Source organism: Streptomyces sp. NPDC047886 (genome assembly GCF_043204435.1).
Taxonomy (GTDB): domain Bacteria; phylum Actinomycetota; class Actinomycetes; order Streptomycetales; family Streptomycetaceae; genus Streptomyces.
This window is the reverse complement of sequence record NZ_JBIDCF010000014.1, coordinates 97,519-119,660: the sequence shown is the minus strand read 5'-3', so window position 1 is coordinate 119,660 and position 22,142 is coordinate 97,519. Positions and strand designations below refer to the sequence as shown.

The following is a 22,142-nucleotide window of genomic DNA, read 5'->3' as shown; positions in this document are numbered from 1 at the left end:
CCTGAACTTGTCGAGCGTGATGACCCAGGCCGCCAGCAGCCCGGCCGCGCCCGTGACCACGAGCATCCACGCGAACGCCCTGCCCGCCCCCGTCGCCCGGGAGCGCGAGCGCTCCGCGTCCACCTCGGGAGTCCGCGTCATCGTCGCCGTCATGGTGTCCACCGATTCGTCGTCGGGCCGGTACGGAGCGGCTCCGGCCGCGGGCGGATCGCACCCGCGGCCGGAGCCCCGTCATGGGTGGGGCGGGGCCGCCTCAGGTGCGCACCCGCAGCACGGGCACCAGGCAGTGCGCGGCGTCGGCCAGCATCGTGTCGTCGCCGACGAAGGCCCGCAGCCGCTCCGGGGCGACCTCCTGCCCGGGCACCGCCTCGGGCCACGGGCGCACCGCGCAGATCAGATACACCTGCCCGCGCTCCTGCGCCGCCTTCTCCCACTCGGGCGGTACGGGGCACTGCACCTTCATGAACGGCATCGTCAGGACGGCCTGCTCGGCCTCCACCAGCAGCGTCACGGGGATCTTGGACTCACGGCCCAGGTCGAGGAGGTGCTCGCCGATCGACAGACCGAGCTTCTCCAGCTCGGCGCGGAGGGCCTCTTCGCCGGCCTCGGGGCCGTCGCGGCCGTCCCCGAGCGAGTAGACCATCAGGAACGGCGTTCCCGGGTCGTCTGCGGACGGCTCGCTGGACCAGGGGATGACGGTGAGCGTGCCCAGAGGGGAACGCTGCTGGCCCGGGGACACGACGGTGGAAGAGGTCATGGCGCCGGATACTAGTGGCGCGGAACAGGACGCTCCGGGTCGTTTCCACCCGTTCGGCCGACGCCCGGACGGCTCGATTCACCTTGACGTGTGGCAGATCCGGCCTCGCGCTCGGAACGGTTCCCCGGTGGCCTCGTTGTGCCCGGCGGGAGGGATCCACCGCCCCATGGACAGGGGCGCGAGCCCAGTGACGTACGGGAGACCTTCGATGAGCGCCAAGAGGCCGCCGTCCCCCGCCGCCCGCCGCCGGGTGCTGCGGACGCTGTTCACGCTGACGGTCGCCGCGTTCACCGGCGGCACGCTGGCCAGGATCTCCGCCACGCCCCGTGACCGGGCACGGCCGGGACCCGAGGGCACGGCGGCGGGGTCCGGCGCGGCGCCCGGCGCCGTGACCGGCTCGTGGGCGGTGGCCGGCGGGTTCGACGAGATGTACCGGGGCCGGCGGATCCAGGGCCGCCCGGCCCCCTCGTACACCGGCGGGTTCGACGTCCTCGTGGACGGGCGGCCGCTGCACCTGATGCGCTGTGCGGACGGCGGCTACCTCAGCGTGGTGGACCACTACCGCTCCTATCCGACGCCGCTCGCGGCCACCCGCGGGGCCGTGGACGAGCTGGGGTCAGCGCGGCTCGCCCGCACCCCTGCCCACGGCGCCCGACCCCGAGACCGAGGGGACCATGGTCTACACACGTAAGAACCAGCGCGATCTGACGGCCGCCGAGCGCCGCACCTTCGTCGGCGCCGTGCTGGAGCTGAAGCGCGCCGGGCGGTACGACGACTTCGTCCGTACGCACATCGACTACTACAACGCCGACGGGGACGGCGGTCTGCGGGCGGCGCACATGACGCCCTCGTTCCTGCCGTGGCACCGCCAGTACCTGCTGGACTTCGAGCGGGAGCTGCGCCGCGTCGACCCTGCCGTGACCATCCCGTACTGGGACTGGACCCGGGACAACACCCCGGCCGCCTCCCTGTGGGGCGAGGACTTCATGGGCGGCAACGGCCGGCGCGGCGACCTCCAGGTCACGACGGGCCCCTTCGCGTACACCGGGGGCAACTGGACGATCAACGTCGGCGTCACCGAGAACCGCTTCCTGATGCGGGACTTCGGGCGCCCCGCCGACCCCATCGCACTGCCGACCCGGAGCGAGCTGGCCTGGGCCACCCAGGAGACGGTGTACGACGCCGAGCCGTGGAACTCCGCCAGCCGCAGCGGTCTCCGCAACCGGCTGGAGGGCTGGGCGGCGGGCCGGGGCAACGACCGGTGGCGCAACCACAACCGCGTCCACCGGTGGGTCGGCGGCTCGATGCTGGGCGGCGGGGCCGTCAACGACCCGGTGTTCTGGCTGCACCACGCGTTCGTGGACCTGGTCTGGTCCCGCTGGCAGCGCGCCCATCCGAAGGCCGGCTATCTGCCGGCGGTGCCGCCGCCGCGCGGTTCGGCGCAGCACGGGCGGGTCGTCGCACGGGACGAGCCGATGCCGCCGTGGGACGTGTCGCCGGCGGAGGTCGCCGACCACAGCGGCGTCTACCGGTACGCCTGACCGCCCCGCGCGCAGACGTCAGCGGTCCCCCGGCCGGTGTGGCCGGGGGACCGCTGAGGTGTGGGGGGTCGAGGAGGGGACGGGGTCAGCCGCCGTAGCCACCCTCGTGGCCACCGTTGCCCTTGCCGTTGTCCCCCTTGCCGCCGTTGCCGTTGCCGCCGTTGCCGTGGTGGCCGCCGTGGTGGCCGTCGCCGTTGTGGCCGTCACCCTTGCCGTCGTGCTTGCCGTCGTGCTTGCCGCCGGCGTTCACACAGGCGTTGCCGAACGCCGGGTTCAGCAGACCGATGATGTCCACGGTGTTGCCGCACAGGTTGATCGGGACGTGAACGGGAACCTGGAGGATGTTGCCCGACAGGACACCGGGGGAGTTGGTGGCGGCGGCAGCGGCCCCCGCGTCGGCGACGGCCATGCCGGCTCCGCTCATGGCGACAGCGCCCGTGCCGGCGATGACGGCGGCAGCCTTCGCGATGCGAGACATCAGAATCTCCTTGTACGTGGAAACTGGACCGCAGTCGCGGTCGTCACTCCCCCTTCAACGCTGCTATCCACAGGGGGTAACGGGCAACGGGGCATCAAGTGGGCTGCACATGGCGATTATCGCCCTTTCGGACGCATGGGGTGCTTTCGGGCATGGGTGAGCCCGTGGAGCCCGGCTGCTCCGACGCCGGCTGCGTCGGCGAAGCGGGGTTCCACGGGCCGGTGACCATGCGACAAGCCGCTCGGTGTAACGAGCAGTCGCCTTGTGGGTGGCGGGATGAATGCTTTCTTCACTCCCGCGCGGGCAGCCTCGCTCAGGACTCCGAGGGCTCCAGTCCCATATCGGATTCGAGCGCGCCCATCAGCGTGGGCGCCAGCAGCCCGGCCTGCGGCAGTTCGACGTCCGGCAGGCCGAGCGCCTCGCCCCGCGGCAGGGACAGCGGGGAGCCGAGGGTGGCGCCGGGTGTCGCCGTCCGCAGATCGGTGCCGGGCGAGGTGACCGCGGCCGTGCCCAGCGGCCGTCCGCCGAGGAGGCCGGGCAGCGGGACGGCGATCCTCGTCCCCGCGGACTGGGCGGTCAGCGGTGTCCGCGGCACGAGCAGTTCCTGCATCCTGCCGTCACGCGTGGCGCCCAGACCCTGCGGGGTGCCCGGCATGGGCAGCGGGACCCCGGTGCGCACGGTGGGGGGCTCCATCGGGAGTACGGTGCCCAGTGCCTCCAGCGGGACCTCGACGGGGGCTTCCGCTGCGGCCGCGGGCGTCGCCAGCGCGGCGGAGGCGAGGCACGTGACCAGTACCCCGGCACCGGCCTGAGATCTCACGTTCATTTCTGCGTACGCCTTCCGGCTTGTGAGTCGTGGGTGTGAGTGCGTTGCTGTCTGAATGAACGAGCACGCGCCGAAAACGGCTCAGAATTCCCCTGCTTGCAGTAATGCGGGGGCGCGAAAAAACCGGGACCGGCGGGAACGGTGTCGTTCCCACCGGTCCCGGCGACGATCCGGCGCGTATGAAATTCGTACGAGGTGACTACGAGCCGAGCGGAAGCCCGCCGAGCAGCGGCGACTTGCCGTTCTGCGCGGTGTTCAGGTCGCCCGCGGTGTCCGACACCTTGTCGACGACCTTGTTGTCGGTGACCTTGGCCACGGCGTCGCCGGGGACCGCTTCGGTGAGGCCGCGCTTGCCCAGGGTGTCGACCGCCCCGTTCAGGCTGGAGGGGGTGAGGGTGTCCGCGGCAAAGGCCGGGGCAGCCGCACCCAGAGCCATCACGGAACCGGCGACGACCGCGGCAACCTTCGTGGGCTTCATCGGGAGTGAGTCCTTCCTTGAAAGGCGAGGGTGTGTACAACTCGCGCCGACGGCGGGTCACTTGGCGAGTTGCCGCCGCGGCGTGCTCTCTGCCCTCTGTAACGATTCCCCCGCGTGGCGGAAACTCGGGAAAGAGCTAATTCTCGACACTGCACCCGAATGATGAGGAGCGGTCCTATTCTCCGATGAACAGGAAGACCAAGGGCCGTGCCGGCTCCGGGGAGGCGAGCCGGCACGGCCCTGTGTGCTGCGTGCTGTGCTGCGGTGTGCGGTGTGCGGTGTGCGGTGCGCGTGGTGTCCCCGGCGGGTTCCCGGCGGACTAGGAACCTGCCCGGGACGCGAACAGCTGTGCGGCGACGAACGGCATCCGAGGCACCGCCGACGGGTTGACCGAGCCGAGGTCCATGCCCGTGAGGGGGCCCATGTCCAGGCCGTCGAACATGCCGCCGAAGTCCGTCCCCCCTTCGGTGGCGGGGAGCACCGTGACCGGGATGTCGGGCGGCATGACGCCCGGAGTCTGCACGTCCGTGGCCGGGGACTCGGTGGCCGGGAGGGTCTGGGCCGGCAGCTGCGGGATCGGAATCTCGGGCATCTGGACGCCGGTCAGGTCCGAGATCGTCTGGAGAAGGTCGTCGATCTGCTTCTTCACGGCCTCCAGCCGCGCGGCGGTGTCGTCGGTCGTGGCGGTCACGAGCCCGTCGATGGCGGCCTGGAGATCGGCGAGGGCGTCCGCCTGGGCAGCGGTGTCCATGTCCGTGTCCATGTCCGTGTCCGTGTCCGCGTCCATGTCCGCGGGGACGGGGGCCTTCGCGGCCTGCCGCAGCTCCTCGGCGGCGGCGGCGATCCTCTCGGCGTGGGCGGTCACCTCCGACTCGGTGACCTTTCCGCCGTCCGCTTCGAGTACGTCGGTGACCTGGGCGAGGAGCGTGGGGTTCGTGGGCAGGGGCGGCCGGTGGGCGTCGGCGACGGCGGGTCCCGCCATGCCTGCGGTGAGGGCGGCGCAGATCGCTGTCGCGGCGACACGGCGGGATGTCAGAAGACGCATTGCGTGTCTCGTCCTTCCGGGGTGGTGCGTCGGATGCATGACCTCACCGTGCGGGGCCCGGTTGCGGCCCGCAAACGATCGTGGCACCGTCCGCCGATGCGCCCAATGGGTGGCCTCACCCCCTCCGACCTGCCCGGAAGGTCCGCGACACGCAGGCGCGCCCCCGGCGACGCGGCCGCCGCCAAGAGGGTGGTGGCCACCGCGCGACACACCGGCCGGGTGCCCGGATCCCCCCGGACATGACGGTGCGCCATCCCCTGGGGAGAGCATCGGGGATGGCGCACCGTACGGGGCGGCCGGGAGGGCCGCACCCGCGATATGACGATGTGTGACGACGTGCGACGACGTACCGGGGGGACGGTGTCAGTCGTTGAAGCAGAAGTTGCCGAACGCCGGGTTCAGCGCACCGATGATGTTGACGGTGTTGCCGCAGACGTTGACCGGGATGTGGATCGGCACCTGGGCGACGTTGCCCGAGATGACGCCGGGGGAGCCCACGGCCGCGCCTTCCGCGCCGGCGTCGGCGAGCGCGGCACCGGCGCCGCCGACGACGGTCGCGGCTACGGCGGAGGTCAGGACGGCGGCCTTCGCGATACGGGACATGGTGAGGAACTCCTAGGTTCGGTGAGGCACTGCTGGCCGACGCGGCCGGCTCCATCAAGAACGCGTGAGGGCAATCCCGGTTGCGCTCCCGAACGGGTGAATCGCCGGCCGGGCCATGACGACGCCGGAGAGGCGAATTCCTTCATGCCATATCCGGACGCTCGCGCGCCGCTGCGACACGGCCGAGGTCGAACAAGGCAGATAAACAAGCAACTTGCTCCGCTCGTGTTTCACATGCTTCGTGTTTTGCTCATTGGGTTATAGCGTTCGTGCTTGTTCGTCCGGTCCGTCCACGTGGGAACCTTTTCGCGCGGCCGTGCGGCCCGCGCCCGCCCGCCCTCTCTCGACCTCGCGCGATCCTCCTCGCGGTGTTCCCGTCACTCCTCAAAGCGGAGAAGCTGTATGCGGAATCCAGTGGTTCTTGCTGTGCGTCGTGGGCTGATCTGCGCCCTTTCCTGTGCCGCGTTGTCCATGGCACTTCCCGCCGCGGCCGAGCCGCAGCTGGACGAGCCCCTGCCGAATGCCGCACGGCCGGACGGCCGACTCCCCACGAACGTGAAGTCCCGCATTCCGTTCACCCAGCGGTACTACGCGGTCCGGCACGGCGGACTCGTCAGGGCCGCGAACTCGGCGATCACCTGCCGGGATTCCGCGGCGAACGCCGCCGCCGACGTGCCGTGCCTCACCGCGCGCGGCGGCACAGGCGCCGCCGCCAACCACGCGTACGACATGTTCTACGTCGACGTGGACGACGACCCCAACACCTACAACTCCAGCCGGGGCGAGATCAGGCTGCCCGAGGACGCGCAGGTCAGCTACGCCCGCCTGTACTGGGGCGGCAATCTCCGGGTCGGCGAGCAGAAACCGCCCAAGGACAACGGACGGGTCCTGATCGCGGAGCCCGGCGGCGAATACAAGGAACTCCTCGCCGATTCCACCATCGGCCACCGGACGGCCGACGGCGCCGACGCCTATCAGGCGTCCGCCGATGTCACCGATCTCGTCAGGGGCGCCGGTCCCGGCCTCTACACCGTCGCCCAGGTCAATGTCGCCATGGGCCGCTCGGCGGTCGGCGCATGGGGCGGATGGACCATGGTCGTCGCCTATGAGAAGAAGTCCGAGCCATTGCGTCACCTCGCCGTGTGGGACGGATTCCAGCCGCTCAACGACACCGAGTCGGCACTCGACGTCGACCTGGGCGGGCTCCGCATTCCCAAGGGGGCCGGGGGCCGCCTCGGGATCGTCGCCTACGACGGCGACCGGGGTATCACCGGAGATTCCCTCACCCTTACGGCGGGCACCCGGAAAACGGTCCTCAGCGATTACGGGAATTCCGCCGACGACGTACTGAACTCCACCATCACCGATGACGGCGTCAGCCGTGCCGGCCGCAATCCCGGCCACCGCAACACCCTCGGGTACGACTCGGACGTGTTCGATCTGCGCGGCGCTCTCGAAAAGGGCGCCGACCGGCTCGGAGTACGGCTGGAGTCCAAGCGGGACTTCGTCTGGCTCGGCGCGCTCCTCCTCCAGGCGGACGCCCGGCCCTGACGTTCGCCGCGCGCTCGACAGCGCCGACCCCTCACTGCCCCCCGCTCCGTAGAAAGGGTCACGCGTGCGTCCCCCCTTCACCGCACTGCATGTTGTCCAGCCAGGCGACGGCGGCGTGGCCCGTGTGGTCACCGATGTGATCGGCGTCCAGGTGGCGCAGGGCATGCGGGCCGTCGTCGCCTGCCCTCCCGGTACGCCGCTGGCCGCCGCGGTCCGGGAACGGGGCGGCGAGCCGCTGCCCTGGCCCGCCTGCCGCGAACCCGGCCGGAACGTCGTGCCGGAGAGCCGCCGCGTCGCCGGACTCGTCGCCCTCGTACGGCCCGACCTCGTCCACGCGCACAGCGCGAAGGCGGGGCTGGCCGCCCGGCTCGCCGTACGCGGCCGGGTGCCCACCGTGTACCAGCCGCACGCCTGGTCCTTCGAGGCCGTCGACGGGGCGACCGCCGCGCTCGCCCTGCGCTGGGAACGCTGGGCCGCCCGCTGGACCCACCGCGTCGTCTGCGTCAGCGAGGCCGAGCGGAGGCGCGGCGAGAGCGCGGGCGTCCGCGCGCCCTGGTCCGTCATCCACAACGGTGTGGACGTCGCCCGGTTCGGCGTCACCACGGACCGGGCGGCCACCCGGGCGACCCTCCACCCGCAGCTCGGCCCTTCAGCGCCCGTCGTGGTGTGCGTGGGGCGGCTGTGCCGGCAGAAGGGCCAGGACCTGCTCCTGGACGCCTGGCCCTCCGTCGTCGCGCGGATCCCGGAAGCCCGGCTCGTCCTGGTCGGTGACGGCCCGTCGGCCGCCGGGCTGCGGGCCGCCGCCCCCGCCTCCGTCCTGTTCGCGGGCGCCGTCGACGACGCCGCGCCCTGGTACCGGGCCGCCGACCTGGTCGTCCTGCCGTCCCGCTGGGAGGGCATGGCGCTCGCCCCGCTGGAGGCCATGGCCAGCGGCCGCCCCGTCCTCGTCACGGATGTGGACGGCGCCCGCGAGAGCCTCCCGCCGGGCCACGCGGCGCACTGCCTGGTCCCCCCGGGCGACCCGGCCGCCCTCACCGCCGCCCTGACCCGGCTGCTCCAGCGGCCGATCCTGCGGCAGGTCCTGGGCCGCCAGGCCCATCAGCACGTACTCAGCCGATTCGACGTGCGGCGCGCCGGCGCGGCCCTCGCGGACGTGTACCGCGAGGTGGCCGCCCCGCGGTACCGCGAGCTCAGAGAGCCGATTCCTCAGTGACCACCGAAAGCACCAGCGAGACCACCACCGGTACGAGTGCCGGGACGCGTACCGGCACCAGCACGAGCGGCACAGGCACCGGCGGGACCACAGGCGCGGACGCGGGCTCGGGCACGGGCACGCGGACGGCGGCCGGGCGCGGCAACCGCGCCACCGCCGTCGCACGACCGCGCGGCGCCGCCGACCGGGTGGCCCTCCCGCCACCCCGCCGGGCGCCCGCGCCGCCCTTCACCTCCTCGCTCGTCGCCGCCGACTGCGCCGCCGTCCTGCTCGCCGCGCTGGTGCTGGCCCCCGGGCAGCGGGACGCGGCCCTGCTGATGCAGCTCACGACGGGCCTGGTAGCGCTCAACGCGCACGCCGGGCTGTACCGGCCCGCCGCCGTCGCCTCCGTACTGGACGAACTGCCCGCCATCGCCGGGCGGGCGGCCATCGCCTGGACGGCCGCCGCCGCGCTGCTCGCGGCGCTCTCGCCCACGCGGTCCCCCGGCCCCGCGACGCTCGCCGCCGCGTACGCCGCACACCTCGCCTTCGTGTGCGGGTGCCGAGCCGTCATCCACCACCGGCGGCGCACGTCGGCACGGTCCCACCCACGCTCCGCGCTCGTCATCGGCCCCGCGCAGGGAGCGCAGCGGCTCGCCGCGACCCTCGCCCGGCACGCCGAGTACGGCATCCGGCCGGTGGGCATCGTCGCGCCCGCCCACGACATCCCCCAGCCCGGCACCCGCCAGGACACCGGTCCGGGCGCGCCGCAGCTGCCGCTGCTGACGACCGCCGAGGAGATCCACCGGGCGGTCATCCAGAACAGCGTCCGAGAGGCCCTGTTCCTCGCCGGGGACGACGGCGAACACCGCGCCGACCTCGTCACGCTGCTCCGCCACTACGGCTGCGCCACCTGGCTCGTCGCCGCCCCGGGGCGGGCGGGCGGCACCGCCGCGCAGGACGTGGACACCGCGCCGGTGCCGATGAGCCAGCACCTGTGGGGGTACGCGTGCCGGCGCATCGAGCCGCCGCCCGCGTACCGGGGGCGGCTGCCCAAGCGGATCCTCGACGTCACCGTGGCCGGGCTGCTGCTCACGGCGACCTGGCCGCTCCTGCTGCTGTGCGCGCTCGCCGTCCGGCTGGCCGACGGGCCCGGAGTCCTCTTCCACCAGGAACGCGTAGGCCAGGACGGCCGGCTGTTCACGCTGCTGAAGTTCCGCACCCTGCGCCCCGACGACGACGAGGAGGCGGCCACCCGGTGGAGCGTCGCCCACGACGACCGGATGAGCGTCGTCGGCACGCTGCTGCGCCGCACCTCGCTGGACGAGCTGCCCCAGCTGTGGAACGTGCTGCGCGGTGACATGAGCCTGGTCGGCCCGCGCCCCGAACGCCCCTACTTCGTCGCCCAGTTCAGCCGCGTGCACCCCGGATACGCGGCCCGGCACCGGATGCCCGTCGGGCTGACCGGGCTCGCCCAGGTCCACGGGCTGCGCGGCGACACCTCCATCGAGGACCGGTGCCGCTTCGACAACCACTACATCGACCACTGGTCCCTCTGGCAGGACGTGTGCATCCTGCTGCGCACGGCCGCCACCCTGTTCCGTCCGGCGGGCAGCTGATGACCGCTCAGGCGGGGTTCGGGGGCCCGGCCGCGCTCGGCGGCCCGGCGGGGGCGCGGTTCGTCCCGGCGGCGCGGTGGGCGCCGGTGGTGGAGTCCGCCCACCTGGCGCCGCTCCTCGCGGTCGTCGCGCTGCTCCTCGTACCGCCCGGCCTCGGGCCCTTCGCAGCCGGAGCGGAGGCGGGGGCCGGAGGCGGCGTCGGCGGCGGCTGGGGCACCCTGGCCGACGCGGCGTCCGCCGTGCTCGTCGGCTGGTGCCTCGTCCGGGTCGCCCGCGCCCGCGTGCGGCCGCTGACCCGCACCGCAGCCGTCGTCCTCGGCCTGCCGGTGCTCGGCGTCTGCGCCGCGGCCATCGCCTCCCACGACCCGGCCGCCGCGCTGCCCGGATTCGCCCGCTACCTGCAGGTCTTCGTCCTCGTACCCGCCTCGGTCGTCCTCCTCGTGCGGACGCGCCGGGACTTCGCCGTCGTCGCCTGGGCCTTCGTCGCCCTCGCCCTCGCGCAGGGCGCCATCGGCACCACGCAGTACCTGACCGGCACCGGCGCCTCCTACATGGGCGAGGACATCCGTGCCGTCGGCACGTTCGGCCCCACCGACGTGATGGGCATGGCGACCGTCGTCGCGTACGGGCTCGTCGCCGCCGTGGGCCTCGCCCTCGGCGCACCCGACCGCGGCCGCGCCCGCACGGCGGCGCTCGTCTGCGCGGGCCTGCTGGTGTTCCCGCTCGTCGTGTCGTTCAGCCGGGGCGCCTGGATCGCCACGGTCATCGCGTGCGCGGCGCAGCTCGCCCTGGCGGGGCCGCGCAGGGCGGTCCGCGCCGGGCTCGCGGTCGCGGCGGCCTGCGTCGTCCTGGTCGGCGGGTTCGGCATCGGGTCCACGATGGTCCAGGAACGCCTCACCAGCATCACGCAGGTCACCGCGGCCCCCGACCGGTCCGTCACCGACCGGTACACCATGTGGGCGGCGGCGGCCCGGATGTGGAGCGCCGAACCCGTCACGGGCGTCGGCCTCAAGGGCTTCCCGGCGTACCGGGACGGCAACGCGTCCCTCGCCCTGTCGTCCGGCAGCGACACGGCGGGCGCCGGCCGGGGCTTCCAGCGGCAGGCGCTGCTGTCCCCGCACAACATGTACCTGCTGATCCTCGGCGAACAGGGACTGCTCGGCGTGCTCGCGCTCGCGGGCGGCTGGCTGGCCCTGCTGGTGTGCGGGCTGCGGCGGATCCCCGCCGCCCGGCGCGCCGGTCCCGGCCGGGACCTCGCCTGCGCGCTGCCGGCGGTCGGCCTGCTCGTCTGGCAGCTGGTCGACTTCGCGTACGCCGACATCGGCGGCCCGTCGACGGTGCTCACCGCCGTCGTCATCGGCCTGGCCGCCTGGTGGGCGCTGGCCCCGGGCACGGAGGGCGACCATGGCTGACACCGTGCGCCCGCAGGGCCGGGCCCCGGCGGCTGAGCCCCGGTCGTGGGCGCCGTCCAACCGGTTCCTGGCGCGGGCCGCGCTCGTCACGGCCGGGCTCACCGCCGCCGGGGCCCTGCTGGGCCTGGTACGCGACCAGCTGCTCGCCCACCTGTTCGGCGCCGGCACCGAGACGGACGCGTTCCTGGTCGCCTGGACCGTTCCCGAGTTCGCCGCCACGCTCCTCATCGAGGACGCCATGGCGCTGATCCTGGTGCCCGCGTTCAGCGCCGCCCTCGCCCACAGGGCCGCCGGCCGCACCGCACCCGACCCGGTGCACGCGCTGGTGCGCGCCACCCTCCCGAAGGCGACCGCGATCGCCGCCGCCACCGCCGTGCTGCTCGTGCTCGGCGCGCCCGTCCTCGTACCGCTGCTGGCGCCCGGACTTCCCGAGCAGGGGCTCGCGGTGGACTGCACGCGGCTCACCGCCACCTGCGTCTTGTCGTTCGCGCTCGCCGGGTACTTCAGCGCCGCGCTCCGCGCCCACGGCCGGTTCCTCGTGCCGGCCGCGATCTACGTCGCGTACAACACCGGCATCATCGCCGCCGTCGTGCTGCTCGGGCCCCTGTGGGGCGTGCGGGCGGCCGCCGCCGGGGTCGCTGTCGGCGGGGTGCTGATGGTGCTGGTCCAGCTGCCCGCGCTGCGGCGGCGGCTGCGGGAACGGCGCGGCGGGCGCGGGCCGAGCACGATCGCCGGGTCGAGCACGATCGGCGGGCCGAGCACGATCGCGGGGCCCAGCACGGTCGGCGGGTCGCGTACGGTCGGCGGGCCGAGAACCGCCGCGCCGGCGATCACCGGGCGGGCGGGCCCCGGCCCTGCCACCGGCCCTGCCACCGGTTCTGCCACCGGTCCGGCCCACGGCCCGGCGGCCGCGGGCGTGAGCCTGGCCCTGCTCGCCCCCGTCATCGTCTTCGCCGTCAGCCGCCAGTCGCAGGTCCTGGTCGAGCGGTTCCTCGCGGCGCCGCTGCCCGCCGGGGCCATCTCGCACCTCAACTACGCGCAGAAGGTGGCGCAGCTGCCGATGGTGCTGTCGCTGATGCTGTGCACCGTCAGCTTCCCGGTCGTCGCCCGCGCCATGGCGGCCGGGGACACCGACACCGCCCGGCGCCGCGCCGAACGGGACCTGCTGCTCGCGGGCGTCGTCGTCCTCATCGGAGCCGCGACCCTGCTGGCCGCCGCCCCCCAGATCATCGAACTGCTCTTCCAGCGCGGCGCGTTCGACACCGCCGACACCGAGGCGACCGCCGCCGTCATGCGCGTCTACGCACTCGGGCTGCTCGGCCAGACCCTTGTCGGCGCGCTCGTCCGCTGCTACTTCTCCGCGTCCCGCCCGCTGTGGTACCCGGCCGCCGCCATGATGTGCGGCATCGCCGTGACCGCCACGACGGGCCAGGCCCTGGCCGGGCTCTGGGGCGCGGTCGGCATCGCCGCCGCCAACGCCGTCGGCATCACCCTGTCCGCCGCGCTGCTCCTGCTCGGTGTGCGGCGGCAGCACATCCCGCTGTCCACCGGCCGCCTGGTCGCCGGCCTCTCCCGGTTCGTCGTGGCCGCCGTCGCCGCCACCTTCGGCGGGGTGGTGGCCGCGTTCTTCGCCCCCGGACCGCTGCCGGTGAGCGTGGCGCTGACGTTCGCCGCCGTCACCGTCGTCTTCCTCGCCACCGCCTGCGTCCTGCGGGCCCCGGTGGTCCATGCCCCGATCCGTTCCGCACTCCGAAGGCCGCCCCATGCCCCGTAGGTCACCGCGCCGACCGACCCCGCTCCGCCGGCCCGCACCGCCCTGGATCGCGATGTACCACTCGGTCGACACCGACAGGGACGACCCCTACCGCGTGACGGTCACACCCGACCGGCTCGACCGGCAACTGCGCTGGCTGCGCGACCGGGGGCTGCGCGGCGTCGGTGTGGCCGAACTGCTGCGGGCCACCGCCCGGGGCGAGGCCCGCGGGCTCGTCGGCCTCACCTTCGACGACGGCTACGCGGACTTCCTCGACCGGGCCGTGCCGCTGCTGCGCCGCCACGGCTGCACGGCCACCGTGTTCGTACTGCCCGGCAGGCTCGGCGGCGCCAACGACTGGGACGTGCTCGGCCCGCGCAAGCCGCTGCTCACCGAGGACGGCGTCCGCCGCTGCGCCGACGCAGGCATGGAGGTCGCCTCGCACGGGATGCTCCACGTCCCGCTGCCCGGCGCCGACGACGACGCCCTGCGCGAGGAGGTCCACGGCAGCCGCGAGCTGCTCCGTACCCTCACGGGCACCGCACCGGAGGGGTTCTGCTACCCGTACGGGCACATCGACGCCCGTGCCGTCGCCGCCGTCCGCGACGCGGGCTACGGCTACGGCTGCGCCATCGACCCGCCGGACGGCCTCAGCGGCGTCCACGCGCTGCCCCGGGTCCACATCGGCGAACGGGACACCTCCTGGCGGCTGCACGCCAAGCGCCGGCTGCACGCGCTGCGCCGCCGGGGCCCAGCCGACCTGCCGGCTCCGGTGCCCGCCGCATGAGCCGCATGAGCCGCATGAAGGTCCTGCACGTCATCACGGGTCTCGGCATCGGCGGCGCCGAGCAGCAACTGCGGCTGCTCCTGCCCCATCTGCCGGTCCGCAGCAGCGTCGTCACGCTCACCAACCCCGGCCCGGTCGCCGACGGACTCCGCGCGGACGGCGTGCCCGTCACGCACCTCGGCATGCGCGGCAACCGCGACCTGACGGCGCTGCCCCGGCTGACCCGGCTCATCCGGCGCGGCCGCTTCGACGTCGTCCACACCCACCTCTACCGGGCCTGTCTGTACGGGCGGCTCGCGGCCCGGCTGGCCGGGGTACGGACCGTGATCGCCACCGAGCACTCGCTGGGCGCCGCGCAGATCGAGGGCCGGCCGCTCAGCTCCGGCGCCCGCGCCCTGTACCTGGCCGGCGAACGGCTCGGCACGTCCACGGTGGCCGTCTCCGACACCGTGGCGCGGCGCCTCACCGAGTGGGGCGTGCCGCCCGCGCGGGTCCGGGTCGTGCCCAACGGCATCGACGTGGCCCGCTTCGCGTTCGACCCGGCGGCGCGGCGGGACGCCCGGCGGCGACTCGGCCTCCCGCCGGACGCGTTCGTCGTGGGCGGCGTGGGGCGGCTGGTCCCCGGCAAGCGGTTCGACACCCTCGTCCGGGCGGTGGCGGAGGTGCCCGGCACCAGGCTGCTGCTGGTCGGCGACGGCGTGGAACGGCGCCGCCTGGAGCAGGTCGCCCGCGCGTGCGGAGCGGCGGAGCGCGTGGTCTGGGCGGGCGCCGTGCCCGATGCGGGCGCGGCCCACGGCGGGGCGCGGGCGGGCGGCGACCCCGGCGGGTTGCCGGCGTTGCTGAGCGCCATGGACGCGTTCGTGTCCACCTCCGCCGACGAGGCGTTCGGGCTCGCGATCGTCGAGGCGCTCGCCGCCGGGCTGCCGGTGCGGTACGTCGCCTGCCCCGCGCTCGACGACCTGCCGCCCGGCGACGCGCCCGGGGCGCGCCGGATCGGCGGGTCGGTCGCCGATGTGGCGGCCGCCCTGCGCGAGCTGCGCGACGCCGACCCGCCGCCGGGCGCCGACTCCCCGCCGGGCGCCACCGCGCCGCCGGGTGCCGACCTTCCGCCGGGCGCCACCCCGCCGCCGGGTGCCACCCCGCCGCCGGGCGCCGCCGCCCCGGGCCGCGCGCGCCTGCCGGTGCCGCCCGCCGCGTACCGCTACGACATCGCCCGCAGCGCCCGGAAGCTCATGACCCTCTACGACGAAGCGAGTTGCCGATGACCCTCCGACCCTTCTCCGTACGCCGCCGGCTCGGCCGGTTCACCCGCCGGGTGTCCCGGATGAAGCGGCCCGGCCGCTGGGCGGTCGTCCCCGCCGCCGTGCTGCTGGGCGCCACGGCCGGTGGCACGTACGGGCTGCTGAAGACCCCGGAGTACGCCGCGACCAGCTATGTCGTCCTCGCCCCCGGCGAACGTTCCGACCCGGCGGCCGCGATGGGCCTGGCGCAGGCGTACGGACGCGTCGCCACCGACATCGCCGTCACCGGCGACGCGGCCGTCTCCGCCGGGGTGTCACCGGCCGTGCTCCGGGCGAGCGTGCGGACGGCGACGTCGCCGGACGCCCCGATGATCTCCATCACCGCACTGTCCCCGCGCCCGCTGACCGCCGTCGCCCTGGCCGACAGCGTGGCCAGGGCCCTCGTGGAGAAGGGCTCGCACACCCAGACGAGCACCGGCGTGCGGGTCCTCCAGTTCAGCCGGGCGACCCGGCCGGTCGCCCCCGTATCCCCGTCCACCCCGCTCTCCGCGCTGGTCGGCGCGAGCGCGGGCGGCCTGCTCGGCGGTCTCGCCCTGCTGGTCCGCCCGGCCCGCCGCCGCTCCGACGAGCGGTACGTCTCCGTGCCCGGCCCGACGGCCGGCGCGGCGCCCCAGCCGGAGGCCGTATGACCGCGCCGCGCACCGCCGCGACCCGCGCCGCGCTGCCCGGCGCGGACCTGGACGAGCGGAAGGCCCCGGGCCGTACCGCCGCCCGCAGGGGCGACAGCTCACCCGCCGCCTCGTCCCGTACCACCGCGTCCGTCTGCCGTGACGACGAGGAGTTCGGCGCCCTCGCCGCCGAGTGGGCCGATCTGTGCCGCCGCTGCCGGTCCGCCACGCCGTTCCAGTCGCACGCCTGGCTGCACTCCTGGTGGCTCTCGTACGGCGGCCGGGGACGGCTGCGGGTCGTCCTCGTCCGCCGCGACGGGCTGCTCGTCGCCGCAGCGCCGCTGTGGCGGGTGCCGGGCCCCGTACCGGTCCTCGCCCCCCTCGGCGGCACCCTCACCGACTACTGCGACGTCCTCGTGGACGACGGCTGCGCCGAGGCGGTGCCCGCGCTGTCCGGCGAACTCGCCCGGCTGGCCCGCACCGCCGTGATCGACCTGCGGGAGGTCCGCCCAGGCGGCGCCGCCGAACGGGTCCACGCGGGCTGGCGGGGCCCGCGCCGCGCCCTGGCCGACTCCATCTGCCTGGAACTGCCCGCCCTGCCCGTCGGCGAGCTGGTCGACCGGCTGCCCGCATCCCGCCGCCAGCGCGCCAGGTCCAAGCTGCGCAAGCTCGACAAGGAGGGCATCGAGGCGCGGCCGGTACCGGCGGCCGAGGTGCCGCGCGCCCTGCGGCGGCTGCTGGAGCTGCACCAACGGCAGTGGGCGGGGCGGGGCGTGACGGCGGAGCACCTCAGCGACCGGTTCGCCGCGCACCTCGAACGGGCCGTGACCGCGATGGCGGCCGCCGGGGAGGCGCGGGTGACCGAGTTCCGGATGGGCGGCGCGGTGGTGGCCGTGGACCTCACGCTGCTGTCACCGCTGCTGTCGGGCGGCTATCTGTACGGCGCGGACCCGGTGCTGCGCTCGCTGAAGGTGGACATGGCGACCCTGCTGCTGCGCAACGGCACCCGGATCAGCGCGGGGAGCGGCCGGCCCGTGCTCAGCCTGCTGCGCGGTGAGGAGCCGTACAAGCACCACTGGCGCCCGGAGCCCGTGACCAACCGGCGGCTGATGCTGGCCCGCCGGCGCACCGCACCGGTGCTCTGGCTGCGGGCGGTGTACGCGGGCGGGCGCCGCTGGGCCGCCGACCGGCTGCGGGACCGGCCGTGGGCCCGCAGGCTCCGGCGCGGCGGCGGAAGGTGACGGCCCGTCGCCTCCGCCACCGCTCCCGGGGCGCGCGGGTCAGGAGCGCGGCCGGGGCCACCAGTCCCAGCGGACGCACACCTTCCCGCCGAGCAGCTTCTCGATCCAGGAGGCGAGCTGGACCGGCTTGCACGCGGGCGGCGGTGCCGGTTCGGTCGGCAGGGGCTCGGTCGGTACCGGCTCCGGTGCCGTCGGCTCGGTCGGCTCCGGGGTCGGCAGCGGCTCCGTCGGCTCGGGTGTCGGCAGGGGCTCGGTCGGCTCCGGGGTCGGTGCCGGCTCGGTCGGCTCCGGCGTGGGCGTCGGGTCCGTGGGCACCGGCTCGCTCGGCGTCGGGTCCGTCGGCGCGGGCGCGGTGGGCGTCGGCACCGGCTCGGTCGGCACCGGCTCGGTGGGGACGGGCTCGCTCGGCGTCGGCTCGGTGGGGGCCGGCTCGGTCGGCTGGGGCACGGGAACGCGGCCGGAAAGCATCGTACGGAACACCTCGGACGACTTCGGATTGTCACGGCACTGCCAGACGCCGTGCGGGCAGTAGTCGGTGATCGTGTGGTACAGCGGTTTGTGCTCGTCGATCCATTCCAGCATGCGGCGCATGTACTCCGGATTGTCGCCGTTTCGGAACAGGCCCCACTCCGGATACGAGATAGCCTTGCCGTGAGCTGCGGCGAATCGCACATGGTCCCGTAGCCCGTAAGGCTCGTTCGCCTGCTCGTCGAAAGTTCTGCCCGGCGGCTGGTCGTAGGAATCCATCCCCACGATGTCGACGACGTCGTCACCGGGATAGCACTCCGTCCACGGAATGGCGTCCCGACCCCGATTCGGGGCGAAGTCGAAGCGGAACTTCTGGCCGGGCACCTCACGCATGGTGGTGACGATGCGCTTCCAGTACGTCTTCCAGGCCGCCGGGTCAGGGCCGCAGCGGTGGCTGTACGTGGAGCCGTTCATCTCCCATCCGAGCACGATCACCGTGTCCTCGACGCCGAGCCGGACGAGCCGCTCGGCGAGGGCCCGGAAGTGGTGGTCGAACAGCCCGTCGGCGCCGCGCCGCAGCAGCGCGCGGACCAGGCCGTCCGGCAGCGGGCTCTCGTTGCGCTCCATCATCGGCACGTTGAGGACCAGGAGCCGGTCCTCCCGCGCCCGCCGCCACTCCGCCCACGCGTCGAGGAACGCGGGCTTTCCCGCGATGTTGGACCACCGGTCTCCCGGCAGATAGGTGTGGCCGACGCGCAGCTCCGTGCCGTCGAGCCATTTCTGCAACTCCGTCATGCGCTGCACTCCGCGCGGCCCGTAGTGCAGGTAGGCGCCGAGTGCCGTCTCGCCCGAGGAAACCGGGTCGCGGGCCGTCGGGGATTCCATGGCATGGACCGGTGACGGCACGACAGAACCCGAGACCAGGAGACCGGCGGTGAACACCCCCAGGCAGGCGATCGTCGTCTTCGCGTTCCCGATTGCCTTGCCCATGTCCGCTCCTTCGTCAGGCGCCCGGTCCCGTCCGTCGCATGGCTCAAAAGTATTCCTATTGCGCCGATCGGGAATTCGGCCCCGGCTTTTCCTAGCCCATCAGTGGATTTCATCGCCCGATCGGGGCACCGAGACGAGGACATGCCGTGCCGTGCTTTGACACTCGCGTCGCCGCCGTGCTCATGCGGCTGGACCGGAACCCCTTCCACCACGGCACCCTGGGCGCGGCACGCTCCCTGGGCCGGGCGGGCGTGCCGGTGCACGCCGTGGTCGAGGAACCGGCCGGTCCCCTCGCCCGCTCCCGGTACGTACGCCGCTGCCATCCCGCCCCCGAGCCACGCGACCTGACGGGCCTTCGCCGCGCGCTCGACCGGGTCGCCGACGCGCTCGCGGGGGAACCCGCCGTCCTCGTACCGATGGACGACGTCACCGCGCTCGCGCTGGAGGAGCTGCGCGGGCCCGGCGGCGGGCCCGGCGCCTTCCTGCTGCCTGAGCAGCCGTCAGGGCTCACCGCGCGGGTGGCCGACAAGGCGGAGCTGGCCGAGACGTGCCGGCTCCTCGGCATTCCGCACCCGCGCACGCTCGTGCCCGGCTGCGCCGACGAGGCGGCCGCGATGGCCTGGTCGCTGGGCCTGCCCGTCGTGGCGAAGTGGAGCCGCCCGTGGCTGCTGCCCGCGGGCGGCGGACTGCGCAGCACGACCGTCGCCCGCTCGGCACGGGAGGTCCGCGACCTGTACGAGCTGAGCGACCGGGCGGGCAGCCGGCTCCTGCTGCAGCGGCTGCTCCCCGAGGGGCGCGGCCTGGACTGGTTCTTCCACGCGTACTGCGACCGCCAGGGGCGCTGCGGTGTCGCGGCCACCGGGCGGAAGCTGCGGTCGTGGCCCGACGGGGCGGGGCTGACGGCGGTGGGCGTCTGGCTGCCCAATCCGGAGGTCGAGCGGCTGGCGCGCGGCCTCGTCGCGGCGCTCGGCTACCGGGGCATCGCCGACCTCGACTTCCGGCTGGACCCGGCGACCGGCACGTACCACCTGCTGGACTTCAACCCCCGGCCCGGCGCGCAGTTCCGGCTGTTCACCGACGCGTCCGGCCTCGACGTGGTGCGGGCCCTGCACCTGGACCTGACGGGGCGGCCGGTTCCCGGGCTGGCCCCCTCCTACGGGCGCGGCTTCGTGGTCGAGAACTACGCGGCCCTGTCCGTCCTCGTCTCCCCGAGGCCCCGCGGCGGGACGGGTTCCGCGCGCACCGGCCCCGGGGGCCTGGAGGCGGCCTGGTGCGCCGCCGACGACCCCGTCCCGGCCCTCGCGATGGCGTGGGCGTGGACCGCGCATCTGCTGCGGCGGGCCGTGCGGGCGCTGCGCCGCGCCTGGGACGCCCGCCGGCCGGTGCCACGGCCCGCCCTGCCGGCGCCCGCGGCCGTGTCCGTGACCCCTTCTCCCCGACGATGACGAAAGTGGTGGGCTGGATGTACGACTTGGTGACGGTGGGCGCGGGCCCCTACGGGCTCTCGGTGGCCGCGCACGCGGTGGCCCAGGGCTTGGACGTGCGGGTCTTCGGCCAGGTGATGAGCGCCTGGCACGCCATGCCGCCGGGCATGTTCCTGAAGTCCGAGCCGTGGGCGTCGGACCTCTCCGACCCGGCGGGCGCGTACGGCCTCGCCGCGTACGCCGCGACCCGCCGGGTGCGCGCGGAGCACGGCGTACCGCTGCCGGTGAGCTTCTTCGCCGCGTACGGGGAGTGGTTCGCCCACCGGGCCGTCCCGCCCGTCGACCCGCGCACCGTCGCCTCGGTCCACCCGCGCCCGGACGGCGGCTTCGACGTCACGACGGACGACGGCGAGACGGTCCAGGCCCGGACGGTGGCCCTGGCCCTCGGTGTCATGCCGTTCGTCCAGGTCCCGCACGAGCTGCGGCACCTGCCCCCGGAGCGGTTGTCGCACAGCTGCCACCACAGCGACCTGAGCGATTTCGCCGGCCGGGACGTCACCGTGATCGGTGCCGGGCAGGCCGCGCTGGAGACCGCCGTCCTCCTCACCGAGCGGGGCGCCCGCGCCCGGATCGTCGCCCGCGCGGACCGGCTGAACTGGAACACCGTCCCGCCGTCGCTGCGGCGCCCCCGCCGGGAGGCCGTCCTCGCCCCGCACACCGGGCTCGGCTGCGGCTGGCAGAACTGGCTGTACGCGCGGACCCCCGGGCTGTTCCGGCGGCTGCCGCCCGCCACCCGCACCCGGCTCTTCACCACCGCGCTCGGGCCGGCCGGCGCCTGGTGGCTGAGGCACCGGTTCGAGGCCGTCGCGGACGTACGGCTCGGCCGTGCCGTCGTCGCCGCCGAACCCGCCGGCGACCGGCTGCGGCTGACGGTCGCCGGCCCGGCGAGCCCGCCCGCCACGCTGGAGACCGACCATGTCATCGCCGCGACCGGCTTCGCACCCCGCCTGGACCGGGTGGGCCTGCTGAGCGAGCCGCTGCGCGAACTGCTCCGTACCGTCGATGGCACCGGTGCCCCCGAGGCGGGCGCCCTGTTCGAGTCGTCGTTCCCGGGGCTGTTCCTGGCCGGGCTGCTTACCGCGCCGTCCTACGGCCCGGCCATGCGGTTCGTGTACGGCGCCGCCTACACGGCCGAGCGGCTCGTGCGCGGCGTCGAGCGGCGGCTGCGGGCCCCGTCTCCGCCGTCGCCCGCGCCCCCGCCGGAGGACCGGGACGTGACCCCCGGCCGGGACGTCGCGCCGGGCTTGGACAGGGCCCGCGCCGGGGACGAGCCGGCGGGCAGGGGCGCGGCGGACGGCAGGGTCGGCGCGAGCGGCTGAGCCCGCCGCCGCGCGGCCGTGGCGCGGCGGTCGGTCCACGGCCGGGCACGCGAAAGCCGGTCCCGGAGCGTCCTCCGGGACCGGCTCGCCGTGTGTCGCGTCAGTCGTTGATGCAGACGTTGCCGAACGCGGGGTTGAGCAGCGCGATGATGTTGACGCTGTTACCGCAGATGTTGACCGGGATGTGCACCGGCACCTGGACGACGTTGCCCGAGATGACGCCCGGGGAACCCACGGCGGCGCCCTCGGCGTCGGCGTCCGCGAAAGCCGGAGCGGCCGCACCCATCGCCATGACGAAACCGGCGGCCAGCACCGCAGCCTTCTTGCACTTCATTTTGGCTTCCTTTCCCACAGCGGAAGTCTTGCCACGGATTTCGTGACCCACGAGCCCCGGTGAGGCCCGGCTTCCGTCGCGAATATCACAACGAATACGAAAGCCAAAAGACACCAGTCGAGCTGTCGGCGCAATCGATTCACTCGAACGCCGACCGCCAACTGGCCCACGCCGCACGGGAGGAGAGCACGGCGGCGGATGGCGTGATTTCAGCGGCCGGGCCAGACGGGGCGCGCCATCAGCGCGTCCCACTCGTGGTCCTGGGCGCCCGGGACGGTGCGCCCGAGTGCTCGCCATTCGCGGGCGAGCGACGAATAGAGAGGGGCGGCTTCGGCGCTCGGGTCAGCCGCCCGCC

At 74.5% G+C, this 22,142-nt stretch carries 21 protein-coding genes; 13 read left to right on the top strand and 8 right to left on the bottom strand.

All coding sequences use genetic code 11. The features are described 5' to 3' along the window. Positions 1-253: 253 nt before the first annotated feature. Complete coding sequence (locus ACGF5U_RS30450) at positions 254-757, bottom strand: DUF5949 family protein (RefSeq protein WP_392717909.1); 504 nt, start codon at positions 755-757, stop codon at positions 254-256. A gap of 208 nt (positions 758-965) precedes the next feature. Between ACGF5U_RS30450 and ACGF5U_RS30445 the strand changes: the two genes are divergently transcribed. Beyond that, the gene (locus ACGF5U_RS30445) at positions 966-1,448 is read left to right on the top strand and encodes a tyrosinase family oxidase copper chaperone (protein WP_392717907.1); all 483 of its coding nucleotides are present in this window, start codon (positions 966-968) and stop codon (positions 1,446-1,448) included. Next, a complete protein-coding gene (locus ACGF5U_RS30440; RefSeq protein ID WP_392717905.1) occupies positions 1,432-2,298 on the top strand; it encodes a tyrosinase family protein in 867 nt (288 codons plus the stop codon). The genes ACGF5U_RS30445 and ACGF5U_RS30440 overlap by 17 nt, the downstream gene beginning before the upstream one ends. A gap of 85 nt (positions 2,299-2,383) precedes the next feature. Here ACGF5U_RS30440 and ACGF5U_RS30435 read toward each other — a convergent pair whose 3' ends face one another. From ACGF5U_RS30435 to ACGF5U_RS30415, 5 genes are all read right to left on the bottom strand, one after another. After that, a complete protein-coding gene (locus ACGF5U_RS30435; protein WP_392717903.1) occupies positions 2,384-2,776 on the bottom strand; it encodes a chaplin in 393 nt (130 codons plus the stop codon). 313 nt (positions 2,777-3,089) lie between these two features. Further along, positions 3,090-3,602, bottom strand: coding sequence for a hypothetical protein (locus tag ACGF5U_RS30430; RefSeq protein ID WP_392717901.1), 513 nt, complete (start codon positions 3,600-3,602; stop codon positions 3,090-3,092). A 199-nt stretch (positions 3,603-3,801) separates the two neighbouring features. Beyond that, the gene (locus tag ACGF5U_RS30425; RefSeq protein WP_392717899.1) at positions 3,802-4,080 is read right to left on the bottom strand and encodes a hypothetical protein; all 279 of its coding nucleotides are present in this window, start codon (positions 4,078-4,080) and stop codon (positions 3,802-3,804) included. 319 nt (positions 4,081-4,399) lie between these two features. Continuing rightward, positions 4,400-5,125 carry a hypothetical protein gene (locus tag ACGF5U_RS30420; protein WP_392717897.1) on the bottom strand — a complete coding sequence of 242 codons (726 nt, stop codon included), beginning with the start codon at positions 5,123-5,125 and terminating at the stop codon, positions 4,400-4,402. A gap of 363 nt (positions 5,126-5,488) precedes the next feature. After that, positions 5,489-5,728, bottom strand: a complete 240-nt coding sequence (locus ACGF5U_RS30415; protein ID WP_392717895.1) for a chaplin — start codon at positions 5,726-5,728, stop codon at positions 5,489-5,491. Positions 5,729-6,130: 402 nt separating this feature from the next. Between ACGF5U_RS30415 and ACGF5U_RS30410 the strand changes: the two genes are divergently transcribed. The 9 genes from ACGF5U_RS30410 to ACGF5U_RS30370 all read left to right on the top strand — a co-directional run bounded on the left by ACGF5U_RS30410 (position 6,131) and on the right by ACGF5U_RS30370 (position 17,192). Then, positions 6,131-7,279 carry a DUF3344 domain-containing protein gene (locus ACGF5U_RS30410; protein WP_392717892.1) on the top strand — a complete coding sequence of 383 codons (1,149 nt, stop codon included), beginning with the start codon at positions 6,131-6,133 and terminating at the stop codon, positions 7,277-7,279. 115 nt (positions 7,280-7,394) lie between these two features. Continuing rightward, positions 7,395-8,492, top strand: coding sequence for a glycosyltransferase (locus ACGF5U_RS30405; RefSeq protein ID WP_392717890.1), 1,098 nt, complete (start codon positions 7,395-7,397; stop codon positions 8,490-8,492). Then, entirely contained in the window at positions 8,489-10,090 is a 1,602-nt protein-coding gene (locus ACGF5U_RS30400; protein ID WP_392717888.1) for a sugar transferase, read from the top strand. Before ACGF5U_RS30405 ends, ACGF5U_RS30400 begins: the two co-directional genes overlap by 4 nt. Beyond that, positions 10,090-11,502, top strand: coding sequence for an O-antigen ligase family protein (locus ACGF5U_RS30395; RefSeq protein WP_392717886.1), 1,413 nt, complete (start codon positions 10,090-10,092; stop codon positions 11,500-11,502). Before ACGF5U_RS30400 ends, ACGF5U_RS30395 begins: the two co-directional genes overlap by 1 nt. Next, positions 11,495-13,276 carry a murein biosynthesis integral membrane protein MurJ gene (gene murJ / locus ACGF5U_RS30390; RefSeq protein ID WP_392717884.1) on the top strand — a complete coding sequence of 594 codons (1,782 nt, stop codon included), beginning with the start codon at positions 11,495-11,497 and terminating at the stop codon, positions 13,274-13,276. The genes ACGF5U_RS30395 and murJ overlap by 8 nt, the downstream gene beginning before the upstream one ends. Before the next feature lie 52 nt (positions 13,277-13,328). Further along, a complete protein-coding gene (locus ACGF5U_RS30385) occupies positions 13,329-14,042 on the top strand; it encodes a polysaccharide deacetylase family protein (RefSeq protein ID WP_392717883.1) in 714 nt (237 codons plus the stop codon). 14 nt (positions 14,043-14,056) lie between these two features. Continuing rightward, entirely contained in the window at positions 14,057-15,307 is a 1,251-nt protein-coding gene (locus tag ACGF5U_RS30380; protein WP_392717925.1) for a glycosyltransferase, read from the top strand. Beyond that, positions 15,304-15,972, top strand: coding sequence for a lipopolysaccharide biosynthesis protein (locus tag ACGF5U_RS30375; RefSeq protein WP_392717881.1), 669 nt, complete (start codon positions 15,304-15,306; stop codon positions 15,970-15,972). Before ACGF5U_RS30380 ends, ACGF5U_RS30375 begins: the two co-directional genes overlap by 4 nt. Beyond that, complete coding sequence (locus tag ACGF5U_RS30370; protein ID WP_392717879.1) at positions 15,969-17,192, top strand: GNAT family N-acetyltransferase; 1,224 nt, start codon at positions 15,969-15,971, stop codon at positions 17,190-17,192. The genes ACGF5U_RS30375 and ACGF5U_RS30370 overlap by 4 nt, the downstream gene beginning before the upstream one ends. A gap of 39 nt (positions 17,193-17,231) precedes the next feature. Here ACGF5U_RS30370 and ACGF5U_RS30365 read toward each other — a convergent pair whose 3' ends face one another. Next, the gene (locus ACGF5U_RS30365; protein WP_392717877.1) at positions 17,232-18,650 is read right to left on the bottom strand and encodes a glycoside hydrolase family 26 protein; all 1,419 of its coding nucleotides are present in this window, start codon (positions 18,648-18,650) and stop codon (positions 17,232-17,234) included. A 146-nt stretch (positions 18,651-18,796) separates the two neighbouring features. Between ACGF5U_RS30365 and ACGF5U_RS30360 the strand changes: the two genes are divergently transcribed. Both ACGF5U_RS30360 and ACGF5U_RS30355 read left to right on the top strand, forming a co-directional pair. Beyond that, on the top strand, positions 18,797-20,095 hold the full coding sequence (locus ACGF5U_RS30360; protein ID WP_392717875.1) for an ATP-grasp domain-containing protein: 1,299 nt from the start codon (positions 18,797-18,799) through the stop codon (positions 20,093-20,095). Positions 20,096-20,112: 17 nt separating this feature from the next. Continuing rightward, complete coding sequence (locus ACGF5U_RS30355) at positions 20,113-21,453, top strand: NAD(P)-binding domain-containing protein (protein ID WP_392717873.1); 1,341 nt, start codon at positions 20,113-20,115, stop codon at positions 21,451-21,453. A 100-nt stretch (positions 21,454-21,553) separates the two neighbouring features. Here the strand turns inward: ACGF5U_RS30355 and ACGF5U_RS30350 are convergent, their stop codons facing one another. After that, positions 21,554-21,787, bottom strand: a complete 234-nt coding sequence (locus tag ACGF5U_RS30350) for a chaplin (RefSeq protein WP_392717871.1) — start codon at positions 21,785-21,787, stop codon at positions 21,554-21,556. Positions 21,788-22,142: the final 355 nt, after the last annotated feature.

Bases quoted from the DNA above. Each gene is read 5' to 3' on its own strand.
- ACGF5U_RS30450 (WP_392717909.1), bottom strand. From the start codon at position 757: ATGACCTCTTCCACCGTCGTGTCCCCGGGCCAGCAGCGTTCCCCTCTG.
- ACGF5U_RS30445 (WP_392717907.1), top strand. From the start codon at position 966: ATGAGCGCCAAGAGGCCGCCGTCCCCCGCCGCCCGCCGCCGGGTGCTG.
- ACGF5U_RS30440 (WP_392717905.1), top strand. From the start codon at position 1,432: ATGGTCTACACACGTAAGAACCAGCGCGATCTGACGGCCGCCGAGCGC.
- ACGF5U_RS30435 (WP_392717903.1), bottom strand. From the start codon at position 2,776: ATGTCTCGCATCGCGAAGGCTGCCGCCGTCATCGCCGGCACGGGCGCT.
- ACGF5U_RS30430 (WP_392717901.1), bottom strand. From the start codon at position 3,602: ATGAACGTGAGATCTCAGGCCGGTGCCGGGGTACTGGTCACGTGCCTC.
- ACGF5U_RS30425 (WP_392717899.1), bottom strand. From the start codon at position 4,080: ATGAAGCCCACGAAGGTTGCCGCGGTCGTCGCCGGTTCCGTGATGGCT.
- ACGF5U_RS30420 (WP_392717897.1), bottom strand. From the start codon at position 5,125: ATGCGTCTTCTGACATCCCGCCGTGTCGCCGCGACAGCGATCTGCGCC.
- ACGF5U_RS30415 (WP_392717895.1), bottom strand. From the start codon at position 5,728: ATGTCCCGTATCGCGAAGGCCGCCGTCCTGACCTCCGCCGTAGCCGCG.
- ACGF5U_RS30410 (WP_392717892.1), top strand. From the start codon at position 6,131: ATGCGGAATCCAGTGGTTCTTGCTGTGCGTCGTGGGCTGATCTGCGCC.
- ACGF5U_RS30395 (WP_392717886.1), top strand. From the start codon at position 10,090: ATGACCGCTCAGGCGGGGTTCGGGGGCCCGGCCGCGCTCGGCGGCCCG.
- murJ (WP_392717884.1), top strand. From the start codon at position 11,495: ATGGCTGACACCGTGCGCCCGCAGGGCCGGGCCCCGGCGGCTGAGCCC.
- ACGF5U_RS30385 (WP_392717883.1), top strand. From the start codon at position 13,329: ATGTACCACTCGGTCGACACCGACAGGGACGACCCCTACCGCGTGACG.
- ACGF5U_RS30380 (WP_392717925.1), top strand. From the start codon at position 14,057: ATGAAGGTCCTGCACGTCATCACGGGTCTCGGCATCGGCGGCGCCGAG.
- ACGF5U_RS30375 (WP_392717881.1), top strand. From the start codon at position 15,304: ATGACCCTCCGACCCTTCTCCGTACGCCGCCGGCTCGGCCGGTTCACC.
- ACGF5U_RS30370 (WP_392717879.1), top strand. From the start codon at position 15,969: ATGACCGCGCCGCGCACCGCCGCGACCCGCGCCGCGCTGCCCGGCGCG.
- ACGF5U_RS30365 (WP_392717877.1), bottom strand. From the start codon at position 18,650: ATGGGCAAGGCAATCGGGAACGCGAAGACGACGATCGCCTGCCTGGGG.
- ACGF5U_RS30355 (WP_392717873.1), top strand. From the start codon at position 20,113: ATGTACGACTTGGTGACGGTGGGCGCGGGCCCCTACGGGCTCTCGGTG.
- ACGF5U_RS30350 (WP_392717871.1), bottom strand. From the start codon at position 21,787: ATGAAGTGCAAGAAGGCTGCGGTGCTGGCCGCCGGTTTCGTCATGGCG.